Source organism: Nonlabens sp. MB-3u-79 (assembly GCF_002831625.1).
GTDB lineage: Bacteria > Bacteroidota > Bacteroidia > Flavobacteriales > Flavobacteriaceae > Nonlabens.
The window spans coordinates 2,257,705-2,279,473 of record NZ_CP025116.1; the positions used below are offsets into that span (position 1 = coordinate 2,257,705).

19 protein-coding genes and 1 riboswitch are annotated in these 21,769 nt (G+C 37.1%); of the genes, 6 read left to right on the plus strand and 13 right to left on the minus strand.

Annotation, left to right across the window (positions count from 1 at the left end):
* Positions 1 to 5: 5 nt before the first annotated feature.
* Positions 6 to 293, plus strand: coding sequence for a 4a-hydroxytetrahydrobiopterin dehydratase (locus CW736_RS09960; RefSeq protein WP_101013800.1), 288 nt, complete (start codon positions 6 to 8; stop codon positions 291 to 293).
* Between the two features lie 74 nt (positions 294 to 367).
* Here CW736_RS09960 and CW736_RS09965 read toward each other — a convergent pair whose 3' ends face one another.
* The 7 genes from CW736_RS09965 to CW736_RS09995 all read right to left on the minus strand — a co-directional run bounded on the left by CW736_RS09965 (position 368) and on the right by CW736_RS09995 (position 10,196).
* Positions 368 to 691 carry a translation initiation factor gene (locus CW736_RS09965; protein ID WP_101013801.1) on the minus strand — a complete coding sequence of 108 codons (324 nt, stop codon included), beginning with the start codon at positions 689 to 691 and terminating at the stop codon, positions 368 to 370.
* Between the two features lie 23 nt (positions 692 to 714).
* Positions 715 to 1,266, minus strand: a complete 552-nt coding sequence (locus CW736_RS09970) for a mechanosensitive ion channel family protein (RefSeq protein ID WP_101013802.1) — start codon at positions 1,264 to 1,266, stop codon at positions 715 to 717.
* Positions 1,263 to 2,180 (minus strand): septum formation inhibitor Maf, encoded by a 918-nt coding sequence (locus CW736_RS09975; protein ID WP_232735342.1) that lies wholly within the window; start codon positions 2,178 to 2,180, stop codon positions 1,263 to 1,265. The genes CW736_RS09970 and CW736_RS09975 overlap by 4 nt, the downstream gene beginning before the upstream one ends.
* A gap of 161 nt (positions 2,181 to 2,341) precedes the next feature.
* Positions 2,342 to 3,715: a hypothetical protein gene (locus tag CW736_RS09980; RefSeq protein ID WP_157810927.1), complete on the minus strand. Its 1,374-nt coding sequence runs from the start codon at positions 3,713 to 3,715 to the stop codon at positions 2,342 to 2,344.
* A gap of 210 nt (positions 3,716 to 3,925) precedes the next feature.
* On the minus strand, positions 3,926 to 5,926 hold the full coding sequence (gene uvrB, locus CW736_RS09985) for an excinuclease ABC subunit UvrB (protein WP_101013804.1): 2,001 nt from the start codon (positions 5,924 to 5,926) through the stop codon (positions 3,926 to 3,928).
* 71 nt (positions 5,927 to 5,997) lie between these two features.
* A complete protein-coding gene (locus CW736_RS09990; protein ID WP_232735343.1) occupies positions 5,998 to 8,937 on the minus strand; it encodes a T9SS type B sorting domain-containing protein in 2,940 nt (979 codons plus the stop codon).
* Between the two features lie 197 nt (positions 8,938 to 9,134).
* Entirely contained in the window at positions 9,135 to 10,196 is a 1,062-nt protein-coding gene (locus CW736_RS09995; RefSeq protein WP_101013806.1) for a branched-chain amino acid aminotransferase, read from the minus strand.
* Between the two features lie 86 nt (positions 10,197 to 10,282).
* On the opposite strand from CW736_RS09995, the gene CW736_RS10000 reads away from it, so the two are divergent.
* The 3 genes from CW736_RS10000 (at position 10,283) to CW736_RS10010 (ending at position 13,077) form a co-directional block, all read left to right on the plus strand.
* Positions 10,283 to 10,834 carry a DUF4920 domain-containing protein gene (locus CW736_RS10000; protein WP_101013807.1) on the plus strand — a complete coding sequence of 184 codons (552 nt, stop codon included), beginning with the start codon at positions 10,283 to 10,285 and terminating at the stop codon, positions 10,832 to 10,834.
* Positions 10,835 to 11,551 (plus strand): tRNA (5-methylaminomethyl-2-thiouridine)(34)-methyltransferase MnmD, encoded by a 717-nt coding sequence (mnmD, locus tag CW736_RS10005; RefSeq protein ID WP_101013808.1) that lies wholly within the window; start codon positions 10,835 to 10,837, stop codon positions 11,549 to 11,551. It begins immediately after the preceding gene.
* Positions 11,552 to 11,619: 68 nt separating this feature from the next.
* Entirely contained in the window at positions 11,620 to 13,077 is a 1,458-nt protein-coding gene (locus CW736_RS10010) for an aminoacyl-histidine dipeptidase (RefSeq protein ID WP_101013809.1), read from the plus strand.
* A 199-nt stretch (positions 13,078 to 13,276) separates the two neighbouring features.
* Here the strand turns inward: CW736_RS10010 and CW736_RS10015 are convergent, their stop codons facing one another.
* The 5 genes from CW736_RS10015 to CW736_RS10035 form a co-directional block, all read right to left on the minus strand.
* Positions 13,277 to 14,035, minus strand: coding sequence for an ABC transporter ATP-binding protein (locus CW736_RS10015; protein ID WP_101013810.1), 759 nt, complete (start codon positions 14,033 to 14,035; stop codon positions 13,277 to 13,279).
* Entirely contained in the window at positions 14,035 to 15,042 is a 1,008-nt protein-coding gene (locus CW736_RS10020) for an iron chelate uptake ABC transporter family permease subunit (protein ID WP_410503946.1), read from the minus strand. The genes CW736_RS10015 and CW736_RS10020 overlap by 1 nt, the downstream gene beginning before the upstream one ends.
* Positions 15,043 to 15,302: 260 nt before the next feature.
* Positions 15,303 to 15,887 carry a hypothetical protein gene (locus tag CW736_RS10025; protein WP_101013812.1) on the minus strand — a complete coding sequence of 195 codons (585 nt, stop codon included), beginning with the start codon at positions 15,885 to 15,887 and terminating at the stop codon, positions 15,303 to 15,305.
* 183 nt (positions 15,888 to 16,070) lie between these two features.
* Positions 16,071 to 17,258: an NAD(P)/FAD-dependent oxidoreductase gene (locus CW736_RS10030; protein WP_101013813.1), complete on the minus strand. Its 1,188-nt coding sequence runs from the start codon at positions 17,256 to 17,258 to the stop codon at positions 16,071 to 16,073.
* Between the two features lie 58 nt (positions 17,259 to 17,316).
* Positions 17,317 to 18,474 carry an ABC transporter substrate-binding protein gene (locus CW736_RS10035; RefSeq protein WP_101013814.1) on the minus strand — a complete coding sequence of 386 codons (1,158 nt, stop codon included), beginning with the start codon at positions 18,472 to 18,474 and terminating at the stop codon, positions 17,317 to 17,319.
* Between the two features lie 164 nt (positions 18,475 to 18,638).
* Positions 18,639 to 18,851, plus strand: a riboswitch (cobalamin riboswitch).
* A 163-nt stretch (positions 18,852 to 19,014) separates the two neighbouring features.
* Here CW736_RS10035 and CW736_RS10040 point away from each other — a divergent pair.
* Positions 19,015 to 20,973 (plus strand): TonB-dependent receptor plug domain-containing protein, encoded by a 1,959-nt coding sequence (locus CW736_RS10040; RefSeq protein WP_101013815.1) that lies wholly within the window; start codon positions 19,015 to 19,017, stop codon positions 20,971 to 20,973.
* A gap of 106 nt (positions 20,974 to 21,079) precedes the next feature.
* Here CW736_RS10040 and CW736_RS10045 read toward each other — a convergent pair whose 3' ends face one another.
* On the minus strand, positions 21,080 to 21,301 hold the full coding sequence (locus tag CW736_RS10045) for a hypothetical protein (RefSeq protein ID WP_317044393.1): 222 nt from the start codon (positions 21,299 to 21,301) through the stop codon (positions 21,080 to 21,082).
* Between the two features lie 54 nt (positions 21,302 to 21,355).
* Here CW736_RS10045 and CW736_RS10050 point away from each other — a divergent pair, with 54 nt between their 5' ends.
* Positions 21,356 to 21,751 (plus strand): nucleoside triphosphate pyrophosphohydrolase family protein, encoded by a 396-nt coding sequence (locus CW736_RS10050; protein WP_101013816.1) that lies wholly within the window; start codon positions 21,356 to 21,358, stop codon positions 21,749 to 21,751.
* Positions 21,752 to 21,769: the final 18 nt, after the last annotated feature.

A 21,769-nucleotide genomic window follows, 5' to 3' on the forward strand; every position in this document is an offset into this window, starting at 1 on the left:
TAAAAATGGAAAAATTAACAGAAGCACAAATAGAAAAGCATTTAGAAAATGTGGATGGATGGGATTATTATGATGATGCGATTCACACCACATTTGAGTTTGACAACTTTATGGATTGCTTTTCTGTAATGACGCGTATTGCTATGGAGGCAGAAAAAATGGAGCATCATCCAGATTGGCATAATACCTATGCTACTCTAGAGATCACTCTTTCTACCCATGACGTAAATGGTTTAACTGAAAAAGATTTTAAACTAGCAGCTGCTATAGAACACATTGTAGGAGACGAGTAATTTTCTCCTATAGAAGTAAAAAGCCCTATAATTTTAGATAAAATTATAGGGCTTTTTGTTTTATGAATTTTGAATTAACCACCAACGCGCTTGACTTTAAAGCCCTTTTCTTTTAGCATTTCCATAATACGGTCGCGGTAATCACCTTGAATAATAATCTGGTCATTTTTAAAACTACCACCTACACCTAGCTGGGTTTTTAACTCCTTAGCAAGAATTTTAAAGTCTTTAATAGCACCTGTATATCCGTCAATCACAGTATTTACTTTCCCTTTGCGCTTTTCAAATTTACATTCCAAAGGCTGATCTTGTAACCAGATATTACTTTTTTCAGGTTGTTCGTCTTCCTTAAATTCGTGTTTAGGGAATAGATTTTTAAGTTGATCACTTAAGTCCATCGAGTTTTTCTTTTATCTTTTTGCTATATGGTTCGATCTACATCTTCCTCCGGAGTATCAAATATAGATTCTTTTTTCTCGTTTAGTATAGAGACTCCTTTTTGTAGTAATAAGTTATTGGGATAGGTGATGATTTCTCCTTCGTCTGTAACAAGTAAGGTGTAAAAACCTTTTATATCACTAATAACTGCGGTTACTGGTAAGTCTTTATCGTGTATACGTATGCGGTCACCTATTTTGTAGGGAAATGTAAAGTAGAGTATAAAGCTAGCGGTTATATTACTTAGTATGCTCCAGTTAGCAAATAAAGCGACACCTACTACGGCAAATGTAGATCCTAATGCTACCCAAAAACCTTCTGTTGCATTACCCCAAACAAGAATTATTGATATGGCGCAAATACTCCATAATACATAACCTGTATACCTGTTTAAATATTGCTTACGCAATTCTGATCTAGAAACTTTTTTTGAAAGTTTTAAAGCGCTCCAGATAATAAAACGATGGATAATAAAGGTACAAAGCAGTAATGATAGGGTAAATATTACTTCTGGTTTTAAAAAGAAATTGCTCATAATCCTAGGCTATCTCTCATGACAGCATCTTTATTTGTATTCTGTCTCCAATAAGGAGCTATTATCGTTTTTTGGAGTGTTCCCGAAGAAACCATGGGAGCAGCCCCATCTTTATATCGGTCCATCCAAGATAGAATTCGGTAAGGGAATTCTTTTTCGGTTTTAAAATCAATGGTCCTTCCAAGCTCTGTGAATTTAACACTGTACAAATACCCATCTGTGATCTCGCTTAATTTTGCAACGGCATCATAAGGCTTTGTCTCGATGTGTTTCAATCTTAGATATTCTGTACTTGGAATCATTTGCATCTCACCTACAGGCATTTCTTTTGGGTCTAATCTCAATTGAGCGGCCAGTTGATTTTCAGTGATGACATTGTCCACTTCAAACTCCCTATTCCCTTCACTTTGAAAATAGGAGTGAAGCATTACATTATATTGGTCCCCGTCTTGATTGAGTTGCATATAGGTATGACCGCACCATTCTTGAATAGAAGCAGCAATTTTAATAGCATTATCTTTTTTATCAAGTGGTAAAAAAGTACTGCTCATGATGCTGTAGGGGTAGATGCCCGTATTAAAATTACGAGTGGCGTTCAGTTTTAAGACGGGCCTGTTGGTCTGTTTACTTTTATCTGCTTTTATCTGGTCCTTTTTATCAAATGGCTCTGTAACAAATATCATAACAGCTGTTCCTTCTCTCATCTCTCCATATCTAGCCTGACTTAATTCATAACTAGAAATTTCGGCAGTACCGTTGTACCAGTAATCTTTGAATTCTTGAGAGAGTTGTCTGTCTTCCAACTTTGCCATAGGATCTTCCCCTATGATAGTCTTACCATCTTTTTCTACAGATACTTTTGTATCACAGGACTGGAATACCAAAATAAGAGTAAATAACCATACATATTTCATGAACCAAAGTTTTTACAAAGATAAAATTTATGATTTTGAAAAGTGTTATAAAAAAGTATAAAGAGAGATCTATTGCTTTAGTTAGAACTATAGGTTTTATCGATGTTTTTTTAAAAAATCAGTGGTTAGGTTGGAGTTTTTAAGTCTTTTTTAGTCTCATTTTATAATTGATGAATAGTAAAATAATTTTTTTCACTGCTCGCACCAAATGTTGCAAAATTATCGTTGAATCTAAATTCGATAAACTCTCCTGCATTTAGTTGAACAATATTATTCAGCGATCTGTTGATATGGTCTTCAGCGGTAGATCCCACATTTATGTGTCTTCTTACATCTATAGATAACAGGTTAGCTCCTTTATAAATAGCCAGTCCTTGTGTTGAATCTACATCATAATTGTCAGAACTAACCTGAATACATATCTGATAGTATCCAGCTATTGTTGCGGTGAATCTATTGGTCACCGTGTCAAACTCATTTTTAGTATCAATGGGATCATTATCAAATGGAATCTTTAAGTAATTTACTGGATTTGAAGACCCCGTTGAAGATTGCCACAGGCTTCCCAAATGACCTTTTACGATGGACTTATTTGCATCCAAATTTTCCCAGCTCGCAATCCCATTTCCATCAGTAGTAAGAACTTGTCCTGCACTACCAGATAGAATAGGCATTTCATAGCCGTCACTATCTGCTTCATTTCTTATAGCAAAATGATCTCCTCTGAAATAACCAGAGTATGATGGGTCTGTTGTAGTAGTTCCGTGTTGAGCATAGCCATAGACGGCATAATTAGTACCTCGGGAATTAGCACTGCCTATTTCGGAGCGCAGACCATAATTGATAGTGCCCGTACCATTTGTTGTTCCAACATCATTAAAGATACCTGTTAATGAAGTTGTTGCAGAACCGCTGTCATATACTTTGTTTTCAATTCCAATATGGTCACCAATTCCGTCACTAGAAACATCATTTTTTATCCCATATTTATTACCGGTTGTACTGCTCGTATTTTCAGAATAGATAGCGTAAGTTGTTGTTGCACTGTTGCTGCTATTGGAATTGTCGATACGCAATGCGGTTCTTGTGCCTACGGCATCAGTAGATTCAATCTCAATATTTAATTTCCCAGTGTTTAAACTTCCACCTATACTTATCTGACCTTCTCTTTGAATAGCTCCGGTTGTATTTACAGCAGGGGAGGTGGTTGCATTTTCATAAAAAGCAGGGGTTTCCATCGCTGTATCTGAGACATTTTGAAAGGAAGTTCCATCAAAAAAATAAAAACCTTCTGAGGCAGTACCGCTTTCTAAATAGAGAATCAGACCTTTATGAGCAAGTGTTGGTAACAATGCACCTGTAGGAAGAGTTGTAACTTTAGGAATGATGATTCCATTGAATTCTCCTGGTGCAAGAATTGCTCTAGACATTATTTCTAAATCGGCAGTAGGCGTTGCTGTTCCTATACCAACTTGGGCAAAGGAAATAAAACTGAAAAACACACATACAAGGAGGGTATAACAAGAATATAACATAATAGTAGAATTGGTTAGCGAATACTACCTAAAGATACGTCTTAGTATGTTAGTTAAAGTGTAACAATCTCATTATCAAGGTTTTTTGGCATTTTTAATCGGTAATTAATGCGTATTATCTAAAAAAAACGATGATCTGTTAGAAAATTCGATGAATTAAAGCTAGATAGCATTTCAATATATTGACTATCAGATTTTAATGGGTTTGTTTTAGATGTTTTTCACTTTTTCTTGCAGCATTTTAATCTGATCTCTAAGTCTTGCGGCTTCCATAAAGTCTAATTCTTTTGCCGCTTTCTCCATCATCTTTCGAGTATTTCGTATCTTTTTTTCTAGCTCTGCTTTCGTCAGGTATTCCGCTTCTTCCTCAGCGGCTTTTAAAGTGAGCACTTCTTCAATAGCAAATGTTGCTGCATTTTTTCTATATAAGGCTGTTTCTAGCTTTTTCTTTATTGCGGTAGGTTTTAAGCCATTTGCTTCGTTATAAGCGATTTGTTTAGAACGACGGTAATCTGTTTGATCAATAGTTTTTTGCATGCTGTTAGTGATTTTATCCGCATATAAGATAGCACGACCGTTAACGTTACGTGCTGCACGCCCTATTGTTTGTGTTAACGATCGTTGATTACGTAAAAAACCTTCCTTATCTGCATCTAAAATAGCAACCAAAGAGACCTCTGGTAAATCCAGCCCTTCCCTTAATAAATTTACCCCTATCAACACATCAAAAACTCCACGGCGCAAGTCTGACAAAATTTCTACACGTTCTAAGGTATCCACATCACTGTGAATATAGCGACATCGCACATTGATTCGAGAAAGGTATTTGGTCAGTTCTTCAGCCATGCGTTTGGTTAGAGTAGTGATAAGTACACGTTCATCCCGTTCTTCTCTCAATCGTATTTCTTCCACAAGATCATCTATTTGATTCTGACTAGGTCGTACCTCAATAACCGGATCTAATAGTCCTGTAGGTCGTATGATTTGTTCTACAACAACTCCTTCACTTTTAGCCAACTCATAATCTGCTGGAGTTGCGCTTATATAAAGGACTTGATTTTGCATCGCTTCAAACTCCTCAAATTTTAACGGACGGTTATCCATAGCGGCAGGCAGGCGAAAACCATAATCTACTAAATTTTCTTTTCTAGACCTATCTCCGCCATACATAGCACCTACTTGCGGCACGCTCACATGACTTTCATCAATAATCATGAGGAAGTCATCGGGAAAAAAGTCTAATAAGCAGAAAGGTCTGGTACCTGGTTGACGTCCGTCAAGATAACGACTGTAATTTTCAATACCAGAACAGTAGCCCAGTTCTCTAATCATTTCTAGATCAAATTCAGTTCGTTCTTCCAGACGCTTAGCTTCTAGCGGTTTTCCTATTTCTTTAAAATAATCGGTTTGTTTTACCAAGTCTTCTTGGATAGCGTGTATGGCACCTTGTAATATGTCTGGAGAAGTCACAAACATATTTGCTGGATAGATAGTAATTTGATCAAAACGTTCTAACACGGTTCCATTCACTGGATCAAAACGTTCTATTTCCTCAATCTCATCGCCAAAAAAATGAATTCTAAAAGCGGTATCTGCATAACTAGGATATACATCTAGAGTATCTCCTTTTATTCTAAAATTACCTCTATTAAACTCTGCAGTGGTTCTGGAGTACAAGGATTGAACTAATTTATGAAGTAATGCTGTTCTAGCAATCACCTCGTCTTTTTTGATTCTAACAACGTTTTTCTGGAACTCGACAGGATTTCCAATACCATAAAGGCAAGAAACTGAAGCGACCACTATAATATCTCTTCTCCCAGAAAGTAGGGAAGAAGTGGTACTCAATCGCATCTTTTCTATTTCTTCATTAATAGAAAGGTCTTTCTCAATATAAGTTCCTGAGGAGGGTATAAAAGCTTCTGGCTGATAATAATCATAATAAGAAACAAAATATTCCACCGCATTATCGGGAAAAAAGTCTTTAAACTCTGAGTATAATTGAGCTGCTAACGTCTTGTTATGACAGAGTACCAAGGTTGGTTTTTGCACACCTTGTATCACATTTGCAGCCGTAAAAGTCTTACCGCTTCCAGTAACACCGAGAAGCGTTTGATATTTGTCATTAGCTTCGATTCCACTAATAAGCTTCTTGATCGCCTGTGGTTGATCTCCAGTAGGAGAAAATTCTGATACAATATTAAAGTCCATGAAATGTAAAAATAGGTTTTTTACAATTCCGCTTTCGCGAAAGCGAGGTTAAAATAATACCAAGGACCTGTTTATCTTTTGAGAGAGAAATGCCCCTTGAAACTGCGGCCATCAATTAATTCAACGAGGTACCAATAATCAGTACTAGGCATAGGCTTGCCATTATACATTCCATTCCACCCAGGTCCTAACGGGCTTATTTGTTTTAATAGTTTTCCAAAACGATCAAAAATATAGATCTGTGCATCAGGTTCGGTTTCAATCGCAGTTACTTGCCAGTAGTCGTGAAATCCGTCTTCATTAGGGGTGAAATAAGGAGGTGCAGCGATGATGGTTGCTGGAGCAGTCACCAGGTCACAACCATTTACATCTCGCACATAAATAGTATAATACCCTGGAAGTAAATCCGTAAAAACGTTACTATCCTGAAAAATAAAGTTATCGATACTGTATTCAAAGGGACCATCTCCGATAACAGACACTTCTATGCGGTTGGACCTTAAGGTAAATTGCTCAATTTCTACGGTGACAATTTGAGTGGTCTGGAAATTAGTCACTGTTGTAGAACTGCTATCTTCACAGCCGTTCTGATCTGTTACAATGACGGTATAGGTTCCCTCATCAGTAATACTGATACTAGAAGTGGTTGCTCCTGTATCCCATAAATAAGTGGCAAAACCAGGAGACGCCTGAATAACTTCCTCTTCTGTAATACATTTTGAGAAGTCATCAGTAGTGTTCACTATAGGTTTTGGAAACACTTCTATACGCAAGGGTTGTACATCATAACAAATAGCTACATCATTGTTTTCTAAGCGTACCCATAAAACTTCTGAAGTCATGGTATTCGTATAAGCAGTATTTAAAGGATTGTCATCTAATTCTGCATCTTGTTGTGAGCTGTGAAATGTAGTCGTAAGATTTCCAGATTGAGTATTTTGAATAGAGGCGATCAAAGAATTCAAATCAAAAACCTCTACTAAATCTCTCGATTCATCATCACAAATAGCCATATCATTAATCATAGGAATCACCGGCTGTGCTACTACATGAAGATTAAAAGAAACAACTTCATAGCAATTTGTGTTGGTCACATTCTCATAACGTACGAAGATTTCTTCATCGGCTATGGTATTGTTGTAAGGCGAGCTAATTGGATTCTGTCTCAAATCTGCTTCATTTTGAGATCCGTAAAAGGAATAGTCCACTAGTACAGGGTCTTGGGTTCCTAAACCTTGAATCGCTGCACTATCTAAATCAAATGACTCTATACCATCGTTACTAAAATCGTCACACAAGATCAAATCATCTACCCTCGATGCTACAGGAATGGCATCAATAGTCACATCAAATGAAGTAGTTATATAGCAACCGTTTGACAGTCGATTATCAATTCTAATAAAATAAGTACCGCTAGCAACCGGATCGTTATCAGCTATGGAATTAAAATCGTTTACCGCATCTTGAAGACTGGAATGAATAGTGACTTCAAAGTTGTTCGAGTTTTGAATACCTAAGGCACTAATTCTTGCCGCAGTAAAGTCTATGGCCGCGATACCGTCATTGGAACTATCATCGCATAAGCTTATGTCATTAACAGTATTTATAAAAGGAGTATCGACTATCTGTATAACGCGACTGGAATTAAAAACATCTGAAGCGGTCGTAATAACAAGATTCACCGTATAGGTTCCAGCATTGGTATAAATATGAGTAGGGTTGATCAGTGTGGAACTGTTGGCTAGACCACTGGCAATGTCTCCAAAATCCCAAAGAACTGAACTATTAGGACAAGTTGCTATTTCGTCTGCAATGAATTGTGTGGTGGTGGTACTGCAACCTTCAATGACAGAAAATGATGGATTGAAAAACGCGTTGTAAAAAGGAGGTAAACCTTCCTTACTTGTGGTCCCTGGAGTTAATAACAAACCCTCGTATTGAAAGTTACATAAAGCACCTATATTATTAGGGTTGTTAATTACTGCAAGCCATTCTTGCTCATCTCTGGCATAGTATATCTTTTTATCAGGAGCAATTTGTAACGCACCACGGGTCACATCATCATTAGGATCGTTAGCGTCACTTTGATAGATCACCACCGGATTATTTTCAAAATTTTGGGCTGTGGTATCGTATTGTAACAACAGCCTTTCGGCCGCTACAAGGCCACTTCCTAGTGTGTTGAGATCTACATACACCAGTCTAGAGTCTAAGGAAAACTCCGTTCCATAAGCTTGATAGCCGGCAGGGAAATTCATCCTTACAGGATTATTGACTATACCGGTACGGTTATCAAAATCAAATAACCAAGCACCTACACCAGATTCATCTGGGATGCTGGTGTCTACATAAAACTGTGTCATCATGGCTACTTTTGAGCCATCAGGAGATACTTTTAAATAACCTCGTTTATCTGTGGTGCGAGTAGCCTGACTGGTAGAACTTACAGTAGCCGATAAATCCATCCCATTTGGCGTTAGTTTAAAAGCATAAAACTGATTAAAACTTAAACTACCTGGAATACTTTCTGCATAGGTGACAATCCATGCATCTTGACCGTTTGCTGCAACTGCAGCAAATAACTTTTCGGTGCTGTTAGCTAGTAAGCTGATGTTCTTCTGGGTAACGATAACATCGCCAGTCCCACTGTTCAAACTCATGTCTACAACCGAATAATATAGCCCAGTGGTAGTACCTATCGAAATAGAAAAAACATAGTAGAGATCGGGGTTATTAGGTAATGGAATCACAATAGCCGACTGTGTACTGGAAGGATTCCCAAAGAGCCCGTTACCATTTGGCATTACTAGGTGATTGCGATCCCATATGCTAATCCCGTCTGTATAAAAAAGCAATCCACCACAGGCGTCTGAAATAGCAGAGCAGCCTTCTATAGTGTTTAATTGTCCTATATTATTAGGTACAGGAACGCCTGTATTAAAATCAATTCCAGCATTAGAACCAAAAAACCACCAATTAGCTTGATTTTGTGACACTGCAGGAATCGTCATAAGTAGCAGGAAGATGGAAATAAATATTCTCACGCTTTAAAAATATAGAAAGAAATCAAAACGATCGTTACTATTCATGTGAATTCACCTTTCTAATGTAGAATACATTCATGCCTCAGTGTTTGTGGTTGGAAAGTCTATCATAAAAAATGCCCGCTATAAAGCAGGCATTTGGAATGATATAATTTATCTGATATTTAGATTTGAACTCTCCAGCCGTGACGATCTTCAGCACGATTGTATTGAATGTCTTTTAAAGCTTTTATAAGCTGAGAAGCATAAGAATCTGTTAGTACAGGAAGTTCGTATTTGAAGTCTTCATGTTTATATCCTTTAATTGGAACAATCACAGCCGCAGTTCCACTTCCAAAGATCTCTTTAAGTGTCCCATTACCAGCAGCTTCATTTAATTCCTTAACAGAAACACGTCTTTCTTCAACAGTAATACCGTGATCTTTTGCCATTTGTATCACACTTCTTCGGGTAACTCCGTTCAGAATACGGTCATTATGAGGCGCGGTAAGTAAGGTATCACCTATTCTTGCAAATATGTTCATGGTACCGGCTTCCTCCAAGTATTCATGAGAAGCGGCATCGGTCCAAATGATTTGTTGATAACCCTCTTGAATAGCAAGGTTATTCGGGTAGAAACTAGCGGCATAATTTCCAGCAGCTTTAGCATATCCTACACCGCCATTGGCAGCTCTAGAAAATTCTGAAGCGATAACAACACGTACATCTCCTTTATAATAAGCAAATGCCGGAGACATGATGATCATGAACTTATATTCTGTTGAAGGTGCAGCAGCAACTCCATTTTCACTAGCGATCATAAAGGGTCTTAGATAAAGAGAAAGTCCCTCACCATAACGTACCCATTCTTTGTCAAGGTTGACAAGTTCCTTAAGGCCTTCAATAAAGATTTCTTTTGGAATTTCTGGCATAGCAAGACGCTTAGCACTTTCATTAAATCGTATCCAATTATCTTCTGGTCTAAAAAGAAACACTTCGCCATCAGGATCCTTAAAAGCTTTCATTCCTTCAAAAATAGCCTGGCCATAATGAAATACTTTACTGCTAGGTTCTATTTGAATAGGACCATAGGGTTTTATTTCAGCGGTTTTCCACGATCCATCGCTCCAAGTACATTCCAGCATGTGGTCTGTAAATGTCTTACCGAAGGTTAAATTATCAAAATCAATTTTACTGATTTTGGATTCTTTTACCTTGTCTATAACGATTTCGTGAGTTGGAGTCATGGTGCTGTAATTTTTTTGCAAATATACTTCATTAGGACTAGTAATAAATACAAACGAATTCCTAAATTTGTTTAAATTATAAACTTATGAAACAGTTCATTTTAGGATTATTTGCAATTTCTTTATTAGTAGGATGCAAAGAACAGAAACAAGAAGAAGAAATGCCGGCCATCAATGACGAGCAGGTTCAAGAAATGGCTTACATGGATTACGGAGCTGAGTTTTCTAACAATGACGTCATCGACGCTATGGAATTAGGAGCTATGTATCAAACTATGAAAGTAGGCGACACTGCAGCTGTAAAAGTAAAAGGAATCATTGCAGAGGTATGCGTAAATAAAGGTTGCTGGATTAAAATGCCAGTAGGAGATGCATCTGCGACAGTGAAATTTAAAGATTATGCTTTTTTTCTTCCTAAGAACGGTCAAGGAAAAGAAGTTGTGTTAAATGGGAAAGCATTTAAAAACATCACTCCTGTGGAAGAACTACGTCATTATGCTGAGGATGCTGGAAAATCTAAAGAAGAAATCGCAGCAATTACAGAAGAAGAAATTACCTTGAGCTTTGTAGCCGATGGTGCTCTTGTAGAGAAGTTTGACAATCCAGATGTAGAAGAAGCTGCAAAAACAGAAGAATAAATGAAGCGTGAGATCATGACTACCGGCGATGGATCAAAAACCATTCATATGCCTGATCTCAATGAACAATACCATTCCAAACACGGCGCCTTGCAAGAGGCGCTTCATGTTTTTATACAAACCGGAATGGAATATTTTTTAGAAGTCACGCTTTCGCGAAAGCGAAACTTCCATCAAGAACCTCTACAGATTCTAGAATATGGTTTTGGAACTGGGCTTAATGCCATGCTAACAGCTCAGCATAAATCCAATACACCTATAGTTTATACTGCGGTAGAGGCTTTTCCTATTAATGAGGAAGAAGTTAGCGCTATGGATTACGGTCAGTTTTTAAACGATCAGCAATTGTACAAATCCATGCATCAATCTGGCTGGGAGGAAGATCAAGAGATCACCTCTTATTTTACTTTGTGTAAAAAGCAAAAAACTTTTGAAAACATTGCAAATGAGGATCAATTTGACTTGATCTATTTTGATGCTTTTGGGCCGCGCACTCAACCAGAATTATGGACAGAAGCTATTTTTAACGCCGCATATAAGGCATTAAAGAGTGGGGGTGTTTTAACCACTTATTGTGCTGCTGGACAAGTGCGACGCAATATGCAAAGTGCTGGATTTACCGTAGAGCGTTTGCCTGGACCACCGGGAAAAAGAGAAATGCTAAGGGCGACAAAAAATGAAGTGTCCCCAATTATAGATCAGCATTCAAATCAATAATCTTTTAGCAAATTGTTAAGGCGGGTACCCACGATGTACCGCTATATTTGTAAAAATCATAAATTTCTATGTCTAAAGAAGTAAGAGAACAACAACCCCAATTACTATGGAACCATTTTGCAGATTTAAATGCTGTACCACGACCTTCTAAAAAAGAAGAACGTGTTCGAGCATTTATGGTAGATTTTGGTAAATCACTTGATCTAGAAGTGATAGAAGATGCTATAGGTAATGTCATTATTAGAAAACCTGCTACGTCAGGAATGGAGGATCGCGAGAGTATCATCATGCAATCACACCTAGACATGGTGCATCAAAAGAATAATGATACCGATTTTGATTTCTTAACTCAAGGAATTGATATGTTTGTTAAAGGAGATATCATCAAAGCTAGAGGAACTACTTTAGGGGCAGATAATGGTATAGGGGTTGCAGCAATCATGGCAGTACTTTCCTCAACTGACATTGCACATCCAGCAATAGAAGCTCTGTTTACGGTAGACGAAGAAACTGGAATGACCGGAGCAAAGGAACTGGATACAACCATTCTTACCTCAAAAATTCTATTGAACCTAGATACAGAAGAGGATGACGAGATAGACATAGGTTGTGCTGGTGGTGTAGATGTCACAGCTACAAAAACCTATAAGCTAGAGCCTGTTTTTGATCATTATATATCTAAAAAAATCATGGTTAAAGGCCTTAATGGTGGTCATAGTGGTATGGATATTATAAAAGGATTGGGTAATGCAAATAAATTGATTACTCGTCTTTTAGATGCTATGCAAAAAAGAGGTGCGGTACATTTTCAATCTTTAAAAGGTGGTAGCTTAAGAAATGCGATTCCGCGAGAAGCTGAAGCAGTAATTAGTTTACCTGAAAGCGACTGGGAGCAAATGTGGAACACTTTTAACAGATGTAAAGATGCGATTCTAGACGAGTATGCAGCTCTAGAAGAGAATCTTACGATATCCATAGAAGCTGTAGAAAATACTGAAGTGCTTACCGAAAGTGATAGCCGTGAGCTGGTATACTGCTTATTGGGAATTCATAATGGTGTATACCGTATGAGTCCAGATATTGATGGTCTTGTAGAAACTTCTAACAACCTAGCTCGAGTAACTTTAGAAAAAGGGGAACTGCAGATTGCTTGTTTGACAAGATCCTCTGTAAAAAGTTCTAAGACTGATCTTTCTTCCAGTATCGTTGCTGTAATGAAGCTTGCGCAAATGGACACCAAACTCTCAGGGGATTATCCAGGATGGCAACCTAATGCCAGCAGTGCTATGTTAGATATTACCAAAGCAAAATATACAGAACTGTTCGATCATGAACCTAGAGTGGTAGCCTGTCACGCAGGACTAGAATGTGGTCTCTTAGGAGAGCGTTATCCTGGACTGGACATGATATCCTTTGGGCCAAATATAAGAAGAGCACACAGTCCAGATGAGTATGTAGAAATCACATCAGTACAGAAGTTTTGGAAACTTCTTTTAGAAGTTTTAAAAGAGATTCCTAAAGCTTAATTTTTTATAGAATAATCTAAAGCTCTTGAGAAATCAAGGGCTTTTTTTTGTTAGTACATTAGTAAGAAACTACAGCTCCAACGCGTATACATTTGTCATTCCAGAAAATTTGCTAAAATTAATATGGATTAAAGAAAAAACGATGGCTTCAAACTGATCTGGAATCTAACACTGCGATATAAGCTGTAATGGAGATTTGCTATTCAAACCTAAAAGCCATCTTTCCATTCTCAAAAATCACATTTTTTGATGGAAAAATGCTTTGTAATTGGTTAGACGCCATAAAGTCAAAAGTAGATTGATGGGCTATGATGCCTTTATGTATACTTACGACTTCATCGCTTAAGGACAAGGCCAGTTGGATTTCGTGCGTCGCATAAATAATCGTTTTCCCCTTTTCATGACAGTAATCTCTCAATAGCAGTAGCAAATCGGCTTTATGGTTGATGTCTAGGTGGCTGCTAGGCTCATCCATCAGTATGTATGCTGTGTCTTGAACAATGGCTCTAGCAATTAAAACTCGTTGCAATTGTCCATCACTCAAGGTGCCTGCTCTCCGGCTTTCCAGTCCTTTAAGATCAAAACTCTCTAAGACGTCATTGATAATTTCGTGATCTACATCACTAAGTTTGCCTATATAGTTAGTGTAAGGTGCACGACTTAACTCCAATAACTCTCTAACACTTAAGAAATAGCTAAAGGCCCTTTCGGTGAGGACTATGGAGATATATTTGGATCGTTCTAGTGTAGTAAAATCCCTCCAGTTTTGATTTTCTAAGAGAACCTTTCCGTTGATGAGGTGCTGTCCACTAGCTATGGCTCTTAATAAAGTAGATTTTCCTGATCCATTAGTTCCTATAATGGATATGAGTTTCGCTTTCGCGAAAGCGAGATCACCAGCATGCTCTGCCACAACACAATGACCATATCCTACTTGTATGTTTTCTAGTCGAATCATTAAAAGTGAAGATTACGTTTTCTCATGATGAGCCAGATGATCAATGGCGCTCCTAGCAATGAGGTAACTGCGTTAATAGGTAAAGAATAGTTCGAAAAGGGCAGTTGTGATACCAGATCGCAAAAGAGTAGGAGTGTAGCGCCTAATAATAAGGCAGTAGGGATTAATATTTTGTGATTCACTGTAGGTAATAAGAGTCGGGCTAAATGTGGTACAGCAAGACCTATAAAAGCAATAGGCCCAGCAAAAGCAGTAATACTACCTGCTAGAATACTGGTGATGATAATGATGATCCAACGTGTTTTCTTAATGTTGATTCCTAAACTAAGTGCGTAACTTTCTCCTAATAGCAATGCATTCAAAGGTTTGATGATCCAGATTAATAAGAGCATAGCAATTACAAACAACAAACCTATAATAAGTAAATCATCCCAATTGATGCTTCCTAAACTGCCTAAAGACCAAAAAACATAACGCTGCAATTCTTCACTACTGCTGAAGTAACTTAAAATACCTACCACAGCGCTACTCAAACTACCTACCATCAACCCTACAATCAATAAACCCATAGTGTCTTTGATCCTGAGCGACATCAGAATAATCAATAACAATACGGCTAGACTTCCTATAACACTTGCTGTAATGATCCCGAATCCAGAAATAGCGCCTAATCCTAAGGCTGTTGTGCCCATAATAACAAGGGCCACACCTAATCCTGCGCCACTAGAAATACCTAGAACAAAGGGACCCGCCAGCGGATTCCTAAACAGCGTTTGCATGAGTAATCCTGCAATGGCAAGTCCAGCACCAGTAAGTACTGCCATGATCGCACGAGGCAATCTCAAATCGGTGACGATGTACCTCAATGTGGTACTGGTATCTGGGTTTTTAAGACCTAATAAGGCATCCAAAACCTGTTGAGGTTTTATATAGACGGTACCTAGACAAATGTCTGCAATAAAGAAGACGAAGAGCAGGATGCTGAGTATGATGAATTGTTTTTTCAAAAAGATAATTATAATCTCATTTTGTAAATAAAAAACGAAGGTAAGGTAGAAAGGAGAATTAGACTTTTTTATTAGAGGTATTGTTCATTGTAAAGAAGTCCTCTTTTTAAGATGAACGTCTTTACAATGAAGAGCGATTTATGGTTATAGGCATTTAATTGAATTACTTATTTAGCTCAAAAAGACTCCCTGTATTTTAAATATATGTTTAAAATACAGGGAGTTTAAATAGAGCTTATTTCAGTCCTTTCTAGTAAAAATTAGTTGGTAGAACTTAAATCAACATTTAGTAGTTGTACAATACCAGTTCTATCGTAATAAGAGAAAATATTTTTTATTTTATCATCATCGTTAAAAGAGAAAACCAGGTGTTGCCTTACTATTGTAGAACCGGCCTTACCGTAGATAGTAATGTCACCATAGTACAGTACTACAACTCCAACGACATTATATTGATCATTGGACCTATTTGTTCTAAGAGGCATAAAATCAGAGTTATAGAATTGCATACTTTCTACGCCAGAAGTTGCTCTCCAATTTTTCCAAAAGTTGATCACATTTTCCTTTCCTTTAATAATGGAACGGGTTTCCATACCACCATTAGGCCAGTACCATTGTACATCATCTGCTAAGTAAACCCCCAAACCATCAAAGTTAAAATCTTGCATGACGTTCAAACATTCTTCAACAATATTAGCATATTTTTGAGATGCTGCTTCAACTGCTGGTTGTTCTATGATTACTTCGGCAACTTCATTTTCTTTTGTTTCTAAACAGGATATTAAAAAGACAGAACAAAATAACAGTCCTAATGGTAACCTGAATTTTTTAGTTATTGTTTTCATTTCGTTTCCTTTTGATTAACAGTAACTTAAAGATACTCTTTTTTAAGTTTATTAGTTTAAGGAGATGTGTAGCTTAGAATGTAGAATCATTTTATTTGTCATTCAAATGCTTAAAAACCATATTATTCTATTAACCTTAAAAGCAAAATTTAAAACCTACCCAACTTTGATCAATCCCTCAGCTTAACGAATCTTATTCAAATAATCAGCTAAAAAGACACCTGTACTTGCACAAGCTTGTAATAAATAACCACCAGTAGGCGCATCCCAATCCAACATTTCTCCAACACAAAATTGATGAGGTAGTTTTTTTAGTTCAAACTGGTCTGATACTGCTTTGAGATCTATGCCACCAACAGTAGAAATTGCTTCGTCTAAACTTGTTGTATGCGTTATTTCTAAAGAGAATTCTTTAATGTTTATGGCCAATGATTGGGTGTCTAAATAAGAATCTTTAGATAAATATGTTTTTAATAAGTCAATGGCAGGAGTACTTAATTTGAGCTCTTTTTTTAGGATGTCCGTTGTAGTTCTATACTTAGATAAGTGTATTTTAGAATGAATTTTTTCTAAAGTTAATGAAGGTTTAAAATCTATATACACACGAGCAGTGGAATTTGTTTGTAGTTGTTCTCTTATTTGCGGACTCAGTCCATAAATAGCGTTTCCTTCTAATCCATATGTTGTAATAACCGCTTCTCCTTTTTGAACGATATTATTGCAAGAAATAGCAATGTTTTTTAAAGGTGTGCCTTCATTCTTCTTTATAAAATCAGCTTTCCAATTGATGTGATAACCGCAGTTGGACGCTTGAAAAGCTTTGGTTTGGATTCCTTTTTTTGAAAAAGTATCCAGCCACCCACCATCAGAACCTGTGACTTTCCAGCTGGAGCCTCCTAATGAAAAGACCGTATAATTTGCCGAAATAGCTTGGTTATTAATAATCACATTTCCATATTGATCCCAATCAGAAAAAGTATGCTCATATTTTATGACCACGCTCTTTTCTTTAAGGTGTTTAAGAATAGCATTAAGTACTTCAATAGGTTTGATACCTTTCTTTGGGTATACTCTTTTACTACTTCCTATATAAGTAGGAATACCTATTTGATCGAGCCAATTTCTAAAATCAGTATTGCTAAAATGAGATAGGGCATTGGCCAAAAAGTCGTCTGGGGTATACCTCTGGATCAATTGTTCCACCGCCTCTGAATGCGTTAGATTAAAGCCACCTTTGCCAGCAACTAAAAATTTACGACCTGAAGTTTTATTTTTCTCATAGATGGTAACCGAGAACTTTTCAGCATCCAAAAAAGCAGCCAGTAAAAAAGCTGCTGGCCCACCACCAATAATCGCAACTTTTTTTTTCATGAGGTAATGTGCTAGTTATTATAAAATTAGAAATATCTTAAGGAACTCTTGATGGAGTTTAATCTTCCAGCTGTTTAAAGAAATACAATTCATGATCCAGAAGTAGCTCTGGGTGCAATATTTTAACTAAATCTTTTAAAACCAGATCTGGTCTCATGCTGGCTTCTTCGTAATAAGTCACTCCGCCTTTTGCACCTACAGTAAGGGCATGAGTATATATCTGTTTGTTTTTAAAAGCATCAAAAAGAGCGTATGATTTATTGTCTGCTAGCATTTTAGAATAACTGGTATATTGTGCGGGTGCGATCCAGTAAGTAGCTTCACGACCGTCCATCAGTACTTTTTCTATGTTATAGGCTAGAGAGCCATTTCCTTCTGTTGCGGCATAAATATAATCTGCTCCTGCGTCTTTTAAAACCTTCCCTTGCCAAGAGTTTCCGTAAGGCAAATACCATTGATCTTTATAAGTCGCGCCGCTTAATACTTTTGGTTTTTCGACCTTTTCAATAAGTTTCAAGGTGTTTAAATACTCTTTTTCTATAGCATTAAAAATGCTGTCGGCTTCCTTTTCCTTACCGTATAACACGCCAAAAAGCTTGATCCATTCTGCTTTCCCTAATGGATGTTCTTCTACCCATTCTCCATTATACAGCACAGGAATACCAGCCTCTTCTATTTTTTGATAGGTGGGGTTGCTGTCATCGATGCTAAAACCCATTACCAGGTCTGGTTCTAGTAGTATGGTGCTTTCTACATTCATGAGTTGGTTGGTCCCCAGTTCTTTTACTTTTCCAGATTCGATGAATGCTCTTATTTCTGGAGCACTGATATAATCGGTGCCTGGAAAACCAGTCAAGGATTTTCCTTCTCCTAATAACACTAATGGCGGAATGTGAGTAGTGGAAGTCAGGACTATATTTTCTATAGGAATTGGAATGATTAGGGATGCACCTGCTTCTTTAACTAATTTCCTCCCTCTATTTTTAACCAGTTTAAAAGGGTAATTGACGGCGCTTTCTGGCCATGGATTCATTATGGTCACGTCGTAACCGGTCTCGGTAGTTTGAATCTGGAAACCATGAGCATAGTTTACCTCGATATTTTGGTAGGTAGAACCATCAGATTTCTTTACAGTATTTTCAATAATTTTGTTCTCATTCTTACAAGATGGTAAAATAGAGCAACCAATAAGAAGGTATAGAAAAGTCTTTTTCATGAGACTTCAAAAGTAGCAATAATGATGGGTTTGAATGACTTTCTTTCTGATTTTGATAAATTTCTTCTGCTTCGTAGTTTCTAGATACGTTTTAAGAGTACTTTCGCGACTTGAAATATGGTTTTTTTAGCTGGAGCAAAATGCCGCTTTCTTTTTTTATAAATTAAATAAAGAAAGCCTATGCTGTACGAAAGCAAAAAATTAAAAGGGAATCTAGTGCAATTCTAGAACTGTTCCCGCAACTGTAAACAAAATGTCTCTTTAAGTAGAGGTAACCTATTTTTTATAGGATAAAATCAAAAGGCCACTGAGTCCAGGACTTGGGAAGGCGATTTTATTTTGAAGCCAGGAGACCTGCCACATTTTGAAATAAATTATTGTTCATCTTCGGGATAGAGATAACGATGAGTTTTATAATAATGGCTGGTCGAGTACTGAACTAATTTCTGTACAGTCTGCACCGATACCTTTTAATCGGTGTATCAAAAATATTATTGTACTTGCTCCTCAAATTTCCTTCCCGAGCTTAAAAACCCAAAAATGAAAAAACAAATCATCGCCTGGAGCGCCATGATTGCAGTAGCTGTGTCGGGAAATGCACAAGTAGATTCTACTGCAACAAAACTGGAAGAAGTAATCGTTACGGCTTCGTCAAAATTTGACTTACAACGCAAAGACAGCGGTAAACCAATCATTAAAATTACAAGAGCAGACATCGAAGCTCAACGAGCCTCGAGTATTGCCGATCTTTTAAATCAGTACGCTGGAATAGAAATTAATGGTGCACGCAGTAATGCTGGACAGAATCAAAGTTACTTTATTAGAGGCGGAAATAGCCGTCAAGTTTCTTTCTTAATTGATGGAGCACAGGTAAATGACCCTAGCAATATCGCTGGAGATTTTGATTTAAGATTGGTAGATCTAGATCAAATTGAAGAAATCGAAATTTTAAAAGGTGCTGCGAGCACACTTTACGGAGCTAATGCCAGTACCGCTGTTATCAATATCAAATTGCGTAAAGCTCCTACATCTGGAGTGAGAGTGAATCTAGCTTCGTTTGTTGGGACCAATAATAGTAGCCAGCAAAATACTTCTGGAATAGACGAGTACAACAATAGTGTGCAACTGCAAGGAACTGCTAAAAATGGTCTTACTTATGGAGTAGGGTTGAATCATCAAAGCACCAACGGACTCAGTGCCGCAGAGAGTGCTGATGAAAATGTAGTCTTTGATGCGGACCAATTTAATCGCGTTAATCTTTTAAGCCGCATAGGTTATAACAACCATAAGGACTTCAAATTGAGCAGTTATTTGTCTTTTGATGAGTATGTAGCCGAATTTGATAACGGAGCCTTTACAGATGGCGATAATGAGACCTATAGCCGCCAATTACGATGGGGAACCAATATGAACTGGAAGTACTCTGAAAAAGGAGAACTGGTTTATGCAGACGTCAGTACCCATACTCGAAGGGATAACAGGAGTAATTTCCCATCTCTTTTCAATGCTGATGGATATTCGTTAGACCTTTATAATAAATACACTTTTGATTTATCTGAAGATTCTAGTTTAAAAACCATTCTAGGTTTTAATTTCAATAATCAGACCTATGAAGATTTTAGTATCCCATTCGGTGGTACTTCGTTCGTTCAAAATGCAAATACAGACGAGGTGAATTTCCAGATTTATGATCCTTATTTTAATGTAGTTTACTTGAGTGGTACTGGTTTTAATTTAAATGCAGGGGCACGCTACAACTTGCACAGTAATTACGATGGACAATTGGTTTACAACTTGAATCCATCCTATAGATTTAATGTTGGCAACAACACCTTTAAGGCCTATGCTTCCTATAGTACGGCATATATTACTCCATCATTATTCCAATTGTATGCAAGTGGTTTTGGAAATGAAGACCTAGCTCCAGAAGACAATGCAACTTTAGAAGCTGGAATTTCATGGAGTAAAGACCAATCAAGTATAGGGGTAAGTGTTTTTCAACGGGAAGAAAATAACCTGGTTCAGTTTGTTACTATTGATCCAGTCAATTTTATATCTCAATATCAAAATGTGCAGGAACAATTGACTGCTAGAGGAGTGGAAGTTATGGGGCAAACTCTTTTGTTTGATGTATTGAACCTAACAGCTAACTACTCCTTCACTGAAAGAGATAATGTGCCTCAATTGAGACGTATTCCTAAACATAAAGTAAATGCAAGTGCTCGAATTGAAGCTTTTGAAGGAGCTTTTTTAACGGCAAGATACCAATACAATCACCAGCGAGCTGATGCGTTTTTTGACCTGAACACTTTTAGTACGCAAAACGTAGAGTTAGAAAGCTACCAATTGGTGGATCTGGATGCGACTTATAAATTAAAATCTAAAGAAGTTAGCTTCTTTCTAGGCGTGTCTAATGTACTGGATGATGACTTTCAAGAAGTAGTAGGTTTCCAAACCAGAGGGCGGAATTATAAAGTAGGAGTTCGGTTAGGGCTTTAAGAAAAAAGACGATAATAAATGTTGTTATATCAGGTAAGCCCTTCTATTTGATTTAAAGATTAAAATCAATATCCAAATAACCACTAAAAGAAATTTTAGTGGTTATTTATTTTTGCAGTCCAAATTTAATAGCAACGAGAAGCAAAATAAAAGAGATGAATCCTATAAGAACCCAGAATACGCCTTTATAATTTTTCTTGTGTAAATTTTTATCTTTGAGATACATGAATGAAATAATTACCACAAATACGATAAAAAAGCCTATTCCAAAATAAATTTGACCACTACTAAACATAGGATCTTTTGCAACTAGTGGAAATACATTCATAGAAAACTTATTTTTGCAAAATTACAAACCAATACAAGCAATTACACCATAGATATGAAGAAACAAATAGAAAGTGTCCATAAATTTCACACTGCCTTTAAACTAGGTATGAATAGCAGTCCTGTTGCACATATAACAGAGCGACGCAATCAATTGAGATTTGAATTGATGAAAGAAGAAAACGAAGAGTATTTAGAAGCTGCTCAAAATAACGACCTTGTTGAAGTGGCAGATGCCTTGGGGGATATGCTTTATATTCTTTGTGGAACCATTATAGAACACGGTATGCAGGATGTTATAGAAGATGTCTTTGATGAAATCCAGCAATCTAACATGTCTAAACTAGGCGCTGACGGCTTGCCTATATATCGTGAAGATGGAAAAGTGCTCAAGGGCCCTTCGTATTTTAAGCCTAATTTTGAACAGATCCTTAAGAAAACCCTTAAATAAACAGATTAAAATAAGAGG

Coding starts and splice junctions, on each gene's coding strand:
- CW736_RS09980 (WP_157810927.1), bottom strand. CDS start 3,715: ATGTTATATTCTTGTTATACCCTCCTTGTATGTGTGTTTTTCAGTTTT.
- CW736_RS09975 (WP_232735342.1), bottom strand. CDS start 2,180: ATGAAATATGTATGGTTATTTACTCTTATTTTGGTATTCCAGTCCTGT.
- CW736_RS09965 (WP_101013801.1), bottom strand. CDS start 691: ATGGACTTAAGTGATCAACTTAAAAATCTATTCCCTAAACACGAATTT.
- CW736_RS10030 (WP_101013813.1), bottom strand. CDS start 17,258: ATGAAAAAAAAAGTTGCGATTATTGGTGGTGGGCCAGCAGCTTTTTTA.
- CW736_RS10025 (WP_101013812.1), bottom strand. CDS start 15,887: ATGAAAACAATAACTAAAAAATTCAGGTTACCATTAGGACTGTTATTT.
- CW736_RS10015 (WP_101013810.1), bottom strand. CDS start 14,035: ATGATTCGACTAGAAAACATACAAGTAGGATATGGTCATTGTGTTGTG.
- CW736_RS09970 (WP_101013802.1), bottom strand. CDS start 1,266: ATGAGCAATTTCTTTTTAAAACCAGAAGTAATATTTACCCTATCATTA.
- CW736_RS10050 (WP_101013816.1), top strand. CDS start 21,356: ATGAAGAAACAAATAGAAAGTGTCCATAAATTTCACACTGCCTTTAAA.
- CW736_RS10045 (WP_317044393.1), bottom strand. CDS start 21,301: ATGAATGTATTTCCACTAGTTGCAAAAGATCCTATGTTTAGTAGTGGT.
- CW736_RS09960 (WP_101013800.1), top strand. CDS start 6: ATGGAAAAATTAACAGAAGCACAAATAGAAAAGCATTTAGAAAATGTG.
- CW736_RS10010 (WP_101013809.1), top strand. CDS start 11,620: ATGTCTAAAGAAGTAAGAGAACAACAACCCCAATTACTATGGAACCAT.
- CW736_RS10040 (WP_101013815.1), top strand. CDS start 19,015: ATGAAAAAACAAATCATCGCCTGGAGCGCCATGATTGCAGTAGCTGTG.
- uvrB (WP_101013804.1), bottom strand. CDS start 5,926: ATGGACTTTAATATTGTATCAGAATTTTCTCCTACTGGAGATCAACCA.
- CW736_RS10035 (WP_101013814.1), bottom strand. CDS start 18,474: ATGAAAAAGACTTTTCTATACCTTCTTATTGGTTGCTCTATTTTACCA.
- CW736_RS10000 (WP_101013807.1), top strand. CDS start 10,283: ATGAAACAGTTCATTTTAGGATTATTTGCAATTTCTTTATTAGTAGGA.
- CW736_RS09995 (WP_101013806.1), bottom strand. CDS start 10,196: ATGACTCCAACTCACGAAATCGTTATAGACAAGGTAAAAGAATCCAAA.
- CW736_RS09990 (WP_232735343.1), bottom strand. CDS start 8,937: ATGACGATTCCTGCAGTGTCACAAAATCAAGCTAATTGGTGGTTTTTT.
- mnmD (WP_101013808.1), top strand. CDS start 10,835: ATGAAGCGTGAGATCATGACTACCGGCGATGGATCAAAAACCATTCAT.